The sequence below is a fragment of the Chloroflexota bacterium genome (assembly GCA_035652535.1).
Classification (GTDB): Bacteria; Chloroflexota; UBA6077; order UBA6077; family SHYK01; genus DASRDP01.
Window position 1 is genome coordinate 1 of sequence record DASRDP010000042.1, and the last position, 13,138, is coordinate 13,138.

At 65.5% G+C, this 13,138-nt stretch carries 13 protein-coding genes; 7 read left to right on the forward strand and 6 right to left on the reverse strand.

Translation table 11 applies throughout. The annotated features are described in order from the left end of the window. Positions 1–269 (reverse strand): hypothetical protein (locus tag VFC51_05135; protein ID HZT06393.1); only part of this gene is annotated, 269 nt, incomplete at its 3' end. 121 nt (positions 270–390) lie between these two features. Between VFC51_05135 and VFC51_05140 the strand changes: the two genes are divergently transcribed. Then, a complete protein-coding gene (locus VFC51_05140; protein ID HZT06394.1) occupies positions 391–930 on the forward strand; it encodes a response regulator in 540 nt (179 codons plus the stop codon). A 234-nt stretch (positions 931–1,164) separates the two neighbouring features. Here VFC51_05140 and VFC51_05145 read toward each other — a convergent pair whose 3' ends face one another. Next, positions 1,165–2,244 (reverse strand): amidohydrolase family protein, encoded by a 1,080-nt coding sequence (locus VFC51_05145; protein HZT06395.1) that lies wholly within the window; start codon positions 2,242–2,244, stop codon positions 1,165–1,167. A 167-nt stretch (positions 2,245–2,411) separates the two neighbouring features. Here VFC51_05145 and VFC51_05150 point away from each other — a divergent pair, with 167 nt between their 5' ends. Next, the gene (locus tag VFC51_05150; protein ID HZT06396.1) at positions 2,412–3,200 is read left to right on the forward strand and encodes an enoyl-CoA hydratase-related protein; all 789 of its coding nucleotides are present in this window, start codon (positions 2,412–2,414) and stop codon (positions 3,198–3,200) included. A 62-nt stretch (positions 3,201–3,262) separates the two neighbouring features. Next, positions 3,263–4,438 (forward strand): CoA transferase, encoded by a 1,176-nt coding sequence (locus VFC51_05155; protein ID HZT06397.1) that lies wholly within the window; start codon positions 3,263–3,265, stop codon positions 4,436–4,438. A 20-nt stretch (positions 4,439–4,458) separates the two neighbouring features. Here the strand turns inward: VFC51_05155 and VFC51_05160 are convergent, their stop codons facing one another. Then, the gene (locus VFC51_05160) at positions 4,459–4,938 is read right to left on the reverse strand and encodes a hypothetical protein (protein HZT06398.1); all 480 of its coding nucleotides are present in this window, start codon (positions 4,936–4,938) and stop codon (positions 4,459–4,461) included. 64 nt (positions 4,939–5,002) lie between these two features. Between VFC51_05160 and VFC51_05165 the strand changes: the two genes are divergently transcribed. Continuing rightward, positions 5,003–6,058: an LLM class flavin-dependent oxidoreductase gene (locus VFC51_05165; GenBank protein HZT06399.1), complete on the forward strand. Its 1,056-nt coding sequence runs from the start codon at positions 5,003–5,005 to the stop codon at positions 6,056–6,058. Between the two features lie 50 nt (positions 6,059–6,108). Next, positions 6,109–8,736 carry a GAF domain-containing protein gene (locus tag VFC51_05170; protein HZT06400.1) on the forward strand — a complete coding sequence of 876 codons (2,628 nt, stop codon included), beginning with the start codon at positions 6,109–6,111 and terminating at the stop codon, positions 8,734–8,736. Between the two features lie 39 nt (positions 8,737–8,775). On the opposite strand, the gene VFC51_05175 is transcribed toward VFC51_05170, so the two are convergent. The 3 genes from VFC51_05175 to VFC51_05185 all read right to left on the reverse strand — a co-directional run bounded on the left by VFC51_05175 (position 8,776) and on the right by VFC51_05185 (position 11,839). After that, positions 8,776–9,789, reverse strand: a complete 1,014-nt coding sequence (locus VFC51_05175) for a protocatechuate 3,4-dioxygenase (protein HZT06401.1) — start codon at positions 9,787–9,789, stop codon at positions 8,776–8,778. 88 nt (positions 9,790–9,877) lie between these two features. Beyond that, positions 9,878–10,825, reverse strand: coding sequence for an NAD(P)-dependent oxidoreductase (locus tag VFC51_05180; protein HZT06402.1), 948 nt, complete (start codon positions 10,823–10,825; stop codon positions 9,878–9,880). A 33-nt stretch (positions 10,826–10,858) separates the two neighbouring features. Continuing rightward, positions 10,859–11,839: a hypothetical protein gene (locus tag VFC51_05185; protein ID HZT06403.1), complete on the reverse strand. Its 981-nt coding sequence runs from the start codon at positions 11,837–11,839 to the stop codon at positions 10,859–10,861. A 155-nt stretch (positions 11,840–11,994) separates the two neighbouring features. Between VFC51_05185 and nthB the strand changes: the two genes are divergently transcribed. Both nthB and VFC51_05195 read left to right on the forward strand, forming a co-directional pair. After that, positions 11,995–12,720, forward strand: a complete 726-nt coding sequence (gene nthB, locus VFC51_05190; protein HZT06404.1) for a nitrile hydratase subunit beta — start codon at positions 11,995–11,997, stop codon at positions 12,718–12,720. Further along, on the forward strand, positions 12,704–13,138 hold a 435-nt coding region (locus tag VFC51_05195; GenBank protein ID HZT06405.1), incomplete at its 3' end, for a nitrile hydratase subunit alpha. The genes nthB and VFC51_05195, both read left to right, overlap by 17 nt.

Below are 13,138 nucleotides of genomic sequence, written 5' to 3' on the forward strand. Positions count from 1 at the left end.
TTTGGCACCTCTTCCCACCGCTGAGGATATGTGGGAAACGGGTCCCCCATCACGGCGGGACAGTTGCACACGCCGGAGACGCCGACGTTGGCGTCGCCCGTCGTCTTCTCGTAGACCGTCCAGCGCTCGACGCGGCGACCGTCGGCCTCCACCTCGATCACCTGAGGGATTCGAGAACCCCATTTGGCCGCGGACATCCGCCGGGTAAAAGCGTCGCGGTCCAGGGCGACGTGCGAATCCGCGCTGATCAGTCCAAACTTGATCTCCATCGTCTTCCTCGCTGCGGGCGTTCTCGGGTGTCTCAGTCTAGGATGACGGAGCGGAACGCGTCAAACGCATGTGGTCGGTCTGTCACTCCGTTGCGGTAGCGCTTTCGTTGTCGGGGAAAGTGTGGTAGTCTGGACAGTGAACGTAACCATGCTGTTTCCGGTCGGCATTGTGCACCTACAGACACCGGGCCCGGAGCTGGGTGACCCTTGGCTCCCCCTCCGTTTCGCGGAGCCGATTGACGCATTGACGCCGCATCGTGCAGGCGGCAGACGTCACGCCCGACAGGACCACGCCGAGGAAACGTTCCGCGTCCTCATCGTCGACGACGAGGCCGCCCTCAGAAGCGCGGTCGCCGGCTTCCTCCGGGACGAGGGTTTCGTCGTCGACACCGCGACGAATGGATCGCAGGCGCTCGATCGAGTCCAACGCCACCGGCCGGCGCTGATCCTCCTCGACATTGGCATGCCCGTCATGGATGGCTGGGACTTCGTGCGGCACCTCCGGGAGCGGGGGATCGACATTCCGCTCGTCGTCATGACGGCCGCGGCGAACGCACGACAGTGGGCCATCGAGCTGGGGGCCACGGCGTACGTCACCAAGCCAATCAGTCTGCCCCTCCTCGTCAATCGCCTCGACGATATTCTCGGAAAGACGACCTGAGTCGTTCAGTCCACGCCATTGCGGAGTGAGCCGCGCCCAAGCCGATCCCCGTCTCTACCCGCCGCAGCCCACGTGCGCCGAATGCGGATCCAAGGACCATCGCCAATGGCAAGCGGTGAGCGGCCGTGGGCGGATCAACGGGTACGGTGTCATGTACGCATCCCGCGTCAAACCGCTGCAGGCGGATCAGCCATTCCGAGCACCGCGTTTGGTCGGCTGGGGACGTGCGCAGCGCTATGAGAGCCCGTAGAAGGCCTTGCCGTTGTCGTAGGTGATGCGGCGGACGGCGCTTTGCGGGATCTCACCCTTGTCGGCGCGCTCCTGAAGGTGCAGCGCGAAGTGACGCTCCTCGGACGGGTCCGCGTGCGTATAGTCGGATCCGACCAGCAAGCGATCCTCGCCCGTGTACTGCATGATGTAGGGCAGATCTTCGTCCACCTGGCACGTCACGTACAGGTTGTTCAGGCGCACCACGTCCGACTTATCGGTGTACGCGTACCCGCCAGACGCGCGGCGGCTCCCTTTCGACGCGCCTCGGATGATCTTGTATACGAGGTACGGCACCCAGGACGAGCCGGCTTCGATGAAGCCCCAGCGCACGCCGGGGAACTTGTATGGAACGTTGAAGGTGACCAGCGCTTGGAAAGCGTTGAGAGGCGGGACGCTGATCCGCATGTACCGCGCGTGGTCGAACTCCTTCGCTGAGGTGAAGTCCGGCGTGCCGGAGCCGGTGTGGAAGCAGACGGCCATGTCCAGCCGCTGGCACTCCTCCCAGATCGGATAGAAGTATTCCTCGCTCACCCAGTGGCCGCCCTCCCGGTCGCCCTTCTTGAAGATGCCGCAGGCGCCGTGAGCCTTCGCGAAGCGCATCTCTTCGATAGCGGCCTCGATGTTCGACATGGGGGGCAGGCAGACCCAGCGAAGGCGTCCGCCGGTCTTCTCGGTGCGGTCCGCCAGCCAGCGGTTGTACGCGCGCCGGAGCGCCGTCTCCACGACGGGGTTTTCCGTGACCCCCACCAACATGAGGGATGGATAGATGACCTGGACTTCGGTCCCCAGCTCATCCATGTGGCGAACGCGCGCCATCGGGTCCAATAGCTCCCGCGTCTCCACCGTCGTCTGGCTGCGCTTGTCGTCCCGGTGCAGGCGCGGCTGGCGGTGCCCGTCGATCATCCAGTACCGGGTTGGCGGTCGCGTGGGGTCTGGATTGGATGGGTACCCCGTCGTTGGCTTGAAATGCTGCTCGTCTGCAGCCAGAAACTCCCACGTGTCCTCGGTCTCGTCGATGTGCGCGTCACAGTCGATAACCTGCATCGCCAGCCTCCTCAGCGACCGTGCCGGAGTCGCCCCAATGGCTCGTGAAAGCCGGTCCGAATCATATGTATCCTCGTCCGGGCGCGCCAGTGGCGGGTCCAGGGGTCAAGATCGGGACTTGGCTCAACGTCGTGAGAGGATGCCTGCGATGCGAGGAGGTGCGGTCGATGCCGACGATCCACTACGAGAAGCGCGACGACCACATCGTCGTCATGACCATGGAGGGCGACAATGACCTGAACATCGGCGTGGTGAATGCGGAGCTGCACGACCGCATCGACGAATTCGCGGCGGACGACGGCCTGTGGTGCGCCGTCATCACCGGGGCGGGCAGGCGCGCGTTTTCGGCGGGCGGCGACATGAAGCGCCGGGCCGCGTTCAACGCGGGGGAGCTTTTGGAACCAGCCGGAAGCCCGGCATACAACTCGTCCCGTCCGACCATCATCACCGGGCTTCCGATGTGGAAGCCGGTCATCGCGGCGGTTAATGGTTATTGCCTTGGAGCCGCCTTCGCGCTCGCCCTCGCGTGTGACATTCGGGTCGCGTCGGAAAACGCGGAGTTCTCCATGCCCGAGCTGAAGCTGGGCTCGCCCGGAAGCTTGGGGGTGCCGCAGCGCTTGCCGCGCCTGATTCCCCTGGGCCCTGCACTGGAGATGCTGCTCACCGGCGACCGGATCAACGCGCAGCAAGCGCTTCAGTGGGGCCTGGTGAACCGCGTCGTGCCGCAGCCCGACCTGATGGATGCCGCGCTGGAGATGGCCCGGCGCGTCGTGGCCAATCCCCCGCTCGGCGTGCGCAGCACGAAGGAAGCGGTCATCCGCTCGCTGGAGATGCCGTTTGCCGAGGCGATGCGTCTGACGACGCTGCTCTACCAGCCGAACCGGGGCACCGAGGACGCGAAGGAAGCGCACCGCGCCCGGATCGAGAAGCGCAAGCCCGTCTACAGGGGGAGATAGCAGGTATGCTGTAGCGACGGCTGGCGACTGCTGGCGCACGCATCGTCTTCGGAGGTGACCGTATGGCCCACGCCCTGGACGGAATAAAGGTCATCGACGTCGCCATCAACTACGCGGGCCCCACCGTCAGCATGTATCTGGCGGACCAGGGAGCGGACGTCGTCAAGGTGGAGCGCCGAATCACCGGTGACACCTCGCGGCGCTCGGGCAACACACCATTTCTCAAGCTGAACAGCCGTCATTACATGGGGATCAACCGCGGCAAGCGCAGCATCACCGTGGACATCACCAAGGCGCAGGGGCAGGAGATCGTTCGCGAGCTGGCGCGCACCGCGGACGTGATCGTCGAGAACTTCCGGCCGGGCGTGATGGATCGGCTGGGGCTCGGCTACGACGCCCTGTCCGCCATCAACCCGCGCCTCATCTACGCGTCGCTCACGGCCTACGGCCCGAAGGGGCCATACGCGAAGCGCGCCGGTTTCAATCGCCTGGTCGAGGGGCTGGCCGGCGCGCTATTCCGTCGTGATGGCGATGGGCGGCCCCTGGGGTCGGGGATCTGGATCGCCGACTGGTCTGCGCCGATGCTCATGGCGTACGGGATCACCCTCGCACTTCTCGCGCGCGAGCGGACCGGGCGCGGTCAACGTGTGGAGTCGTCGCTGCTGCACGCCGCGGTCGCCATGCAGCTTGGGGACATGACCGTAGTGGAGAACGATCCCACTCCGCCGCGAGAGGAGAACCCGTCTGGCTATGGCAGCTTTCTGTGCTCAGACGGCGTCTACATCAATATCGGCGCGTATCTTCCCCATCAATGGGCCAGGCTCTGCCGGGTGCTGGACGTGCCGCACCTCGGCGACGATCCACGGGTCACCGACCCGCTGCGCCGCGGCGAGCTGCATGAGGAAGCATGGCCCGTGTTCGAAGGGATCTTCGCCACGCAGACGTCGGGTGAGTGGCTGAAGGCGCTCAATGACGCCGACGTGCCCTGCGCGCCCATCGTGGACCGGCCGAACGTTCGATTCGAGGAGCAGATCATCGCGAACGAGCTCATTGTGCCGGTGGACCACCCGGTTGTTGGGCGAACCTATATCGCCGGCACCCTGGTCAAGCTCTCCGATATGCCGAGCGTCCCGTTGGAGCCAGCGCCCACCCTCGGCCAGCATACGAACGAGATCCTGTCGGAGCTGGGCTACTCTGACGAGCGCATCGTCGAGCTGCGCAAGGCGGAGGTGGTTTGAACCTCGGGCGCGTCATGGCGTCACACCCGCGCCCGCGGGATTCCGAGCTCCGCGTCCTGCTCGACGCGCCCTGCAAGTCGCAGGTCGTCTGTCGTCACCGGCGTCCCATCGTGCCACCGCGCTGCGCGCTTGATGGTCAGCGTCGTGGTCATGCCACCCTCTGGCAGGAACTGCCAGAGGCCGTTCTCCAGGCTGGGCGTCGCCTCTGCGAGCTGCGGGCGCAGGGTGCCCTGGTTGTCGTGGTGCACGAGGGCCGCGTGAGCCAGCTCCATAATGGCGTCGAGGCCCGGGTAGCTGGCCACCGTGCGGTTCGTCTCCTGGCCCGCTAGGGAGGGAGGCACGCCGCGAATCACCGCGTCGATCCGCTTCGTCCCGGCGTATTCTGCTCCGGCGGGCGCGTCGGCGCCGGCGGTCGATCCCCCGTTGGACGGAGCGCCGCACCCGATGGCGCCGAACGTCAGGGCGGATGCGATCAGTACGATGAGCAACGGGTGACCCATGCTGGCTGCTTCCTCGGCCCATTGCGCAAACTGCGCATGTATAGTACGGGAGGTTTACAGAGGGATGAAATTCGCTCATTTTTCGCACATTTGGCGAAAGCCCGGGATGTCGCCGGCGGCTCGATACGCCCAGCTCTGGCGCGAGCTGGAGCTGGCGGACGGTCTCGGCTTTGACTATGCCTTTGCCGTCGAGCACCACGTCGATCCACGCGAGAGCCTCAGCCCATCTCCGCCCCTCTATGTCGCGAGCGCCGCTGCCCACACGTCGCGCATGCGCGTCGGAGCCATGGGATGGCTCGTGCCTCTGTACGACCCCCTTCGCGTCGTCGAGGAGGTGGTCGCGCTCGACAATCTCACCGAGGGGCGCCTCGAAGTCGGGCTCGTCTCGGGGGCCCTCCCGCAGCACTTCATCCCCTACAAAGCGGACTTCGAGAACCGTCGCGAGCGCGCCATCGAGGCGTATGAGCTATTAAGGACTGCCTGCGCGAGTCCCGGCGACTTCAGCTTCAGCGGCCCGTACCACGAGTACAGCCACGTGGCGCTCCAGATGCCCGCGGTGCAGCGTCCCCATCCGCCGATCTGGTTCGAAACGCGCCACCCGCCAACGCTCGAGTATCTCGCGCGTGAAGGGATCTTCACCGGCTACGTCCACTACGTGCTCCGCGAGGAGATGGCGCCGCTGTACCGCGACTATCTCGACACCTGGCGCGCAGCGGGCCATCCCGTCAAGCCCGAGATCAACTACTGGATCCTCGTGTACGTCGACGAAACCGATGACCGGGCGTGGGAGATCGCGGGGCCGAGCTGGGTGCAGACGTACACCGAGGTCGCCGTGGTGGACAAGCTCATCGAGTCGCGAATTCGGCGCGGCGAGATCACCGGAGCGGAGATGCTGAAGCATTTCACTGATCCGCCCTATATGCGCGAGCACAACATCGGGCTGATCGGCTCACCAACCACCGTCGCGCAAAAGCTTCGCGACTATGCGCGCGAAGGCACGTTCAACGTCCTGCTGGGCGAGTTCAATTTTGGCTTCCTCACCGAGGAGCAGGTGATGCGCTCGATCCGTTTGTTTGCAGACGAGGTCATGCCCCGCGTTCGGGACTACGAGCCGTTCTGACCGTGGAGTTGAATCAGGCGGTCGCAGAATCGCCGGTAGGGAGGCTGTGAATGCGTTCCGACGAATCGCGCGGCTCCACCAGAGTCCAGTCGGTGGCGCATCGCTCGCGCCGGGACCTCGCGGCCGTCCTCGACCTGCTTCCCCTTGCGCTCGTCGACACGAGCCTCGATCTGGATACCCACCTTCGGCGCCTCGCCGACCGGATCCGGGCGACTCTCAACGCTGACTCGGTGGTGATCTTGCTGGAGCATGCCGACGGGGGCTCCCTGGAATCGCGCGCGTACTCGTTCTCCCAGGCTCGCATCGATATGGGTATTGGCGATTTCCTGCGGCCGGACTGGCCGCTGGACAGCGGCGTCGTGGGGTGGGTGATTCAGAATCGACGGGCGGCCCTGGTGACCGACACGATGGCTGACGATCGAGTGCGCCGACGACGCTTGGGGATTTCGGAGTCCGTCATTGCCGCGCCCTTGCTTGTCAACGGCCACGCTATCGGCGCCATTCGGGTAAGCGCCCTCGCGGCGCATCGGTTTGTTGAGCGGGACAAGCAGCTCGTGGAGGCGCTGGCGCTTGCAACGGGAATCGCCGTGGAGAACGCGCGGCTGTCGCACGAGGCGCGCGGACACCTGGAGCAGTTGGAGGAGCGGTACCGGGCGGTTCAAACCCTGGCGGAGATCGGGACCCTCGTCCTCGAGTCCTTCGACTCGGGGGCGGTCGCCGAGCGGATCCTCGATCGCGCCCTTGCGCTTGGGCCCTTTGACATCGGAATCATGCACCTGCTCAGGGACAATCGCCTGGAGCCCGTCGCGCATCGCGGGCTGCGCAATGCCGAGCACGCCGAGTCATACTTTCGCAGCGACGAAACAGGCCGCCGTCAGGCGATGTTTCACGTCATGGCGAGCCGGGAGCCGCTGGTCGTGGAAGACGTCCAGACGTTCGACGGAATGCGCGTGTTCAAACCGGAAGGTGTGCAGTCGGCGATCGTTGTGCCGATTCGGGCGGGCGCTGAGGTCCTTGGCGTCATGGCTGTCGGGAGTCGCTCGACACGAGACCTCACGCCGAGCACTGTGCAGCTCCTCGCCGCGATGGGCAGTCAATTTGGGCTCGCCATCCAGAAGTCGCGGCTTCATCTGGAGATGCAGCAGGCTCTCAGCGACCTCCAGCAGACGGAAGCACGCCATGCCCGGCTTGCCGCGATCCTGGAAGCCACGCCGGAGATGGTCGCGATCGCCGACCGCAACGGACGTCGGCTCTACCTCAACGCCGCGGGGCGCCGCCTGCTCGGTATCGGGGAGCATGACGACGTCACGGGCGAATCGTGGACCACGCACCGCCCTCCGGCGGCGGTCGAGCACCTGCTGAGCGTCGCGATCCCGGCTGCCATTCGCGATGGCATTTGGTCCGGTGAGAGCACGTTCCTGGCGCGTGACGGTCGCGAGATACCGGTCTCCCAGCTCATCCTCGCTCACAAGGGCCCTGATGGGTCGGTGGACTTCTACTCCACCATCGCGCGCGATCTCACCGAGCGCCGGCGCATCGAGGCGCAGCTCGCTCGTGCCCAGCGGCTTGAGACGGCCGGCCGCATCGCCGGGCAGGTCGCGCACGATTTCAACAACCTCCTCGCCCCGCTCGTCGGATACCCCGAGCTGATCAAGATGCGGTTGCCGACCGATCACCCCGTGGTGGCGTTTTGCGACGAGATGGTCGCGGCCGCGACGCGCATAGCGGAGATCAACGATGATCTTCTGACCCTGGGGCGCCGCGGCTACTTCCAGCATCGACCAATGGACCTGAACAGGCTGGTGCTGGAGGCGGTCGAGCAGACGTCGGACCGTCCCGACACGCTCGATTTGCGACTCGATCTCGCCGCGGACCTCCTTCCGATCCAGGGGTCCGGCGCGCAGCTCACCCGGCTCCTCTCCAATCTCATCTCCAACGCTCGGGATGCGCTTCGCGACGTCGGGTCGCTTACCATCCGAACGCAGTCGGTCTATCTCGACCAGCCAATCGGACGGGCGACGCAGATCAACGTCGGGGAATACGTGCAGCTCGAAGTGTCCGACACCGGCGTTGGCATCCCGCCGGAGAGCCGCGACCGAATCTTCGACGTGTTCTTCACGACGAAGACGACCGACAAGCGACGCGGCTCGGGCCTCGGGCTCAGCGTCGTCCAGGCTGTGGCCGACGACCATCACGCGTACGTGGACTTCGAGAGCGCAGTCGGGAAGGGAACGACCTTTCGCGTCTACTTTCCGGTGTATCGCGGATCCGACGCGCTCGAGGCGCCCAATGCCCTGACCGGCGGCAATGAGTCGGTCCTGGTGGTCGACGACGATGCCGGCCAGCGCGAGGTTATGCACGAGATGCTCCGGACCCTTGGCTACCGAGTGGCGGTCGCGGAATGCGGGCAGGAGGCAGTACGCTGCGCTCAGGAGCAATGCTTCGACCTCGTCATCCTCGACATGGTCATGCCGCCCGGGATCGATGGAGCCGAGACGTATCGGCAGCTCTGTGAAATCCGACCCGGTCAGCGGGCCATCATCGTGTCCGGCTACGCCGAATCGGGCCGTGTCGGCCAGGCCCAGGCGCTCGGCGCCGGCAAGTACGTCCGGAAGCCGGTCACTGTGGAGACGCTGGCCCGAGCCGTCCGGGAAGAGCTGGACAGAGAGCGCACGTAGGGGACGTTCGAAGCGTCATCGACTCCGGACTGATGAACTTCAGGACTTCTCCTGCCACTCCGCGAACCCCATGGCGCAGCCCGTGCCCGCCTCGGTCCTGTAGCAGGGCACGTAGTCGACGAGGCTCATCTCCAGGTCCGTCTCGGCCAGCGCCCCGGCCATGGCGATCCAGTTCCGGATCTCCGATGTCCCGGAGTTGAACCGGACGTCCGGAATGCTCGTGAGCTGGTCCGCATCGCGGCGTCGAAGCGCGTCAATGATTTGCTCGTCCAGATCCTCTTCGATGACGAAGTGGCTGAGGCCACCGGATGCGACGATCGCGACGCGGGCGTCGGAGTCCCACGTGTCGATCGCCTGTCGAAGGGCTGAGCCCAGCTGATAACAGCGCTTCACGGGAACCTGATTTGGCCAGTAGTACGTGTTCAGCAGAATCGGTACGTTGCGCAGCACCCGGTTGTTCATGAGTCGGCGGTAGACGTAGTAGAAGGCGTGCCCGATGGTGCCGTGGTGATGCTCCGGCGCGAGATACCGGGAGTGCGCGACGTCGAAGCCGGCACCGGTGAGATGCTCGATGAGATGGAGGCCGAGAGCCGAATCGGTGGGGTGCGAGACCCGGTTCCTTGGGGGATTGCCAAGGGGGGCCGTGGTGTACATGTATGCCTGGCCCCAATCCTCGCTCTCGGCCGGGGCATCGTCGATCGTTTCCCCCCAGTACACGTTGATGGCCGGCATATTGTCCTCGCCAAATGCCTCGTGTTGATCGTCGCCGAGGATCACGACGACGTCCGGCGCCGTGCGGGCGAGGGTGTCAGCCAGGTGGGCGATCGCCCGCTGGCACGCGTCGAACCGCCGCTGCGCTTTCTCTTCGTCCAGCTCAGCTTCGAACCGCTTCGAGCCGCGAAGCTCGAGCAGGTCCGGATACGAGTACGTCACGCCCTGGAACCAGAGCTGGGGATTCTGCCGATCTGCCGCCGCGCGGCGAGACCATTGAGTGGGAGGAAGGGCGAGCTGCGGCCCATGGGAGCTTCCGATGCCCAGGACGATCTTCGCCATCGCTCCACCTCCTGTCGGCTGCCGTCGCAGCCGGTTCCACGGAAACCATCATACACGCCTCGGCATCCTTCGGCCGTCGGGCCGACCGTCACAAGGGGTTGCGCCGCAGCCACTCGATGTAGTCGGCGGTGGATTGCTCGAGGGTGAACTGCGGGGCATATCCGACTTCGTTCGCGGCCCGGGTGATCTCGAGGTAACCGCTGGGCCGGGTATGGGGGCCTGGACCGGGGCGCAGCTCCACCTCCAGATCTGGCGCCGCCTGCCGCGCCGCGGCGACGAAATCGCCGAAGGTCTCGCGCCGGCCGGACGAGATGTTGTAGACGCGGTGGGGAAGCTCTTTGGCCGTCTGGATAAGGAAGAGCCCCAGGGCGCAGTCCTTGACATAACAAAAATTCCCCACGTCGTCGGCATAGGGGGCGCCGGTCCGGCTGCCGCTGAAGTCGGCCGGCTTCCCGCGCGCCGCCGCCAGACAAATGCGACTGGGCGCATTCGCCAGCGTGTGGTACAGCGGCCCAAAGATCCCGCCGACTCGCGCGGACACGGCTTCGAGCCCGGTGCGCGCGCCGTAGTGGAGCGCGAGGATCTCCCACGCCTTCTTGTACGTCTCGGTCGCATTCGTCGACTGGACGGGGAGCAGCGCGTCCTCCCGGAACGGACCATCGGCCAGCCCGCCGTACACCGTCGCCGAGCTTGCGAACGTCACGCGGGGCACGTCGTTGACGCGCGCCGCCTCGAGGACATTGATGAGCCCCATCATGTTGACGCGATAATCCTCGGCGGCGGAAAGGGCCGCGAGGCCGGGGACTGCCAGATGCACGATGCCGGTCACCTTGTTTCGGCGCACCACGTCGATCATGTCGTGGGCGCTGGTGACGTCCACACGCGCCACCGTGACGCGCTTCCCGATCTCGTCCCTGATGAAGTCAGGCTCTCGCCGCGTCGTGTACTGCGTGATGACGACGCGCTCGCCAGCGTCGAGGAAGCGGCGGGCCGTGTGGAGTCCGATAAAGCCCATGCCGCCAGTGATGAGAATCATCCGTCCACCTTCAGGCCATCCTGTGATGTGGGGTCACGTGTCCAGCGTGGCCGCCGCGAAGACTTCTTCGTAGGGGTGGGCTGAGCGGATCAATCGTTGCTCGAGGGTGTAGCGGAAGTAGGTGTCGATGGTGTTCTTGTTTGCCGTGATCCCGTAGACGAAGGGATCACCCCACTCCGCCTGCTGCTCCTTGAGGCGCTCGCGCAGGTAGACCACGGAGAAGCCGGCACGGTCGTCCAGAATGTCCTGGTAGGCGATCTCCTTAGCCCGTTCCAAGGCCGCGTAAAGCTTCCCGGCGAGATCCGGATGCGCGCGGTCGAGCTTGCGGCTCATCCCGATGATGTGCATCGGCGTATAGATCCCTGTCTCGCGGTACAGCCGGCGGTCTTCTGCCATGTAATCCGGAAAGAGGCGCTTGATGACCGGGCTCGCCTCGAGCCGGTCGAACATGGCGCCGTCTGAGATGTCGGTCATGATGGCGTCCACCTCGCCGTCGAAGAGCGCATCGAACACGCTCTTTTTGGGGTCGGCTGGCGGTTCGATCCGGATGCGCTCGTCGAAGTTCGGGAACGGGTCCGGGCCCCAAACGACCCATCGAAGCGTGGAAATGTCGACGCCGTAGTGCTCGTGGAGTAAACCCCGGAGCCACACGGTAATTGAGCTGACGTATCGGCCCGCGCCGATCCGCTTGCCCTCGAGGTCCTTGGGCGTCGCGATGCCCCGATCCGAGCGGCAGAAGACGTAGGTGTAGACCGGCTTGCGCTTGGAAAACACCGGTAGGGCCACCATCTCCCAGCCCGCCTCGATCGCCTGGAGCAGGTTGCCAATGTTGAGGTCCACGAGGCCGAAATCGCCGGTGATGAGGGGGCTGTCCTTTGGCAGAACCGTGCCGGCGACACCACGGCCGACCTTCAGTCGAACGCCGTCGACGGGAACGCGGCCGTCGACGAAGGGCATGGTGATGTCGTAGCGGAGATTCGGAACCTGGAGCTCGATCTCGTCGCTTGCGCTCATCGCTCCTCCGAATTTTGCTGGCGGCGAAGAGATTATCCTGGCTGAGAAGGGTATCCGAGATCCGGGCGGTGATTCCAGCCGTCTCGTCGAGCGGTCTTGACACATCAATTTCTCCTCGCCTAGAGTCAACCGTCCGAATCTGTTGGAGGGGCCAGATGGACGGTGTGCACGACATGGGCGGGATGCACGGATTCGGTCCCGTGATGCGCGAGGAGAACGAGCCCGTCTTCCACGAGCCGTGGGAGGGACATGTGTATGCGTTGGGGGGCTCGTCGAACCTCGGCCTGTTTCCGAACCTTGACGCCTCCCGCTACGCCCTGGAGTCGTTGCCGCCGGCCGTCTACCTCGCCGCCAGCTACTACGAGCGCTGGCTCCTGCGAACCGAGCGCAGGCTCGTCGAGCAGGGACACATCACCGAGGAGGAGCTGGCCGACCGCCTGGCCTTCTACCGAGCGAATCCGGAGGCGCCGGTCCCCCGACACCAGGACGACGCGCTGCTCGAGCGCGCCAAGGCGCGCTTTACCGGACGGCCCAAGCCGCTCCATCGGCCCGACGGCGCGCCGCCCCACTTCTCAAAGGGCGACGTCGTCCGGACGAAGAACATTCATCCAAAGGGCCACACGCGCCTGCCGCGATACGCGCGGGGAAAGGTCGGGGTGATCGATCGCGTGCACGGCAGCCACGACTTTCCGGATACGATCGCGCACGGCCTGGGCGCCAATCCGCAGGGGCTGTACAGCGTTCGGTTCGAGGCGGAGGAGCTGTGGGGGCCGGACGCCGAGGGGCGCGGATGCGTCCACCTCGATCTCTGGGAGAGCTATCTCGAGCCCGCTGAAGGACAAAACACGCACGGGGAGCAAGACCATGCCCGACGACCGTGACGGACATCACCATCACCCGCTGCCAGAGACACCCGCGGCGCTGCGCACCAAGGCCATCGAGTCGCTCCTCGTGGAGAAGGGCCTGATCTCCAGCGACGCTATCGACTACATCGTGCAGAAGTTCGAGCAGGACATCGGCCCGATGAACGGCGCGAAAGTCGTGGCGCGGGCGTGGGTGGACCCCGAGTTCAAGCGGCGGCTGCTCGAGAATGGGACGGAAGCCATCGCCGAGATGGGGTACTGGGGATCGCAAGGGGCGGAGATCGTCGTGCTCGAGAATACGCCAACCGTGCACAACGTGGTCGTCTGCACCCTGTGCTCCTGTTACCCGTGGCCGGTCCTGGGCCTGCCGCCGACCTGGTACAAGTCCGCCCCCTACCGCTCGCGGGCGGTGATCGACCCCAGGGGCGTGCTCCGC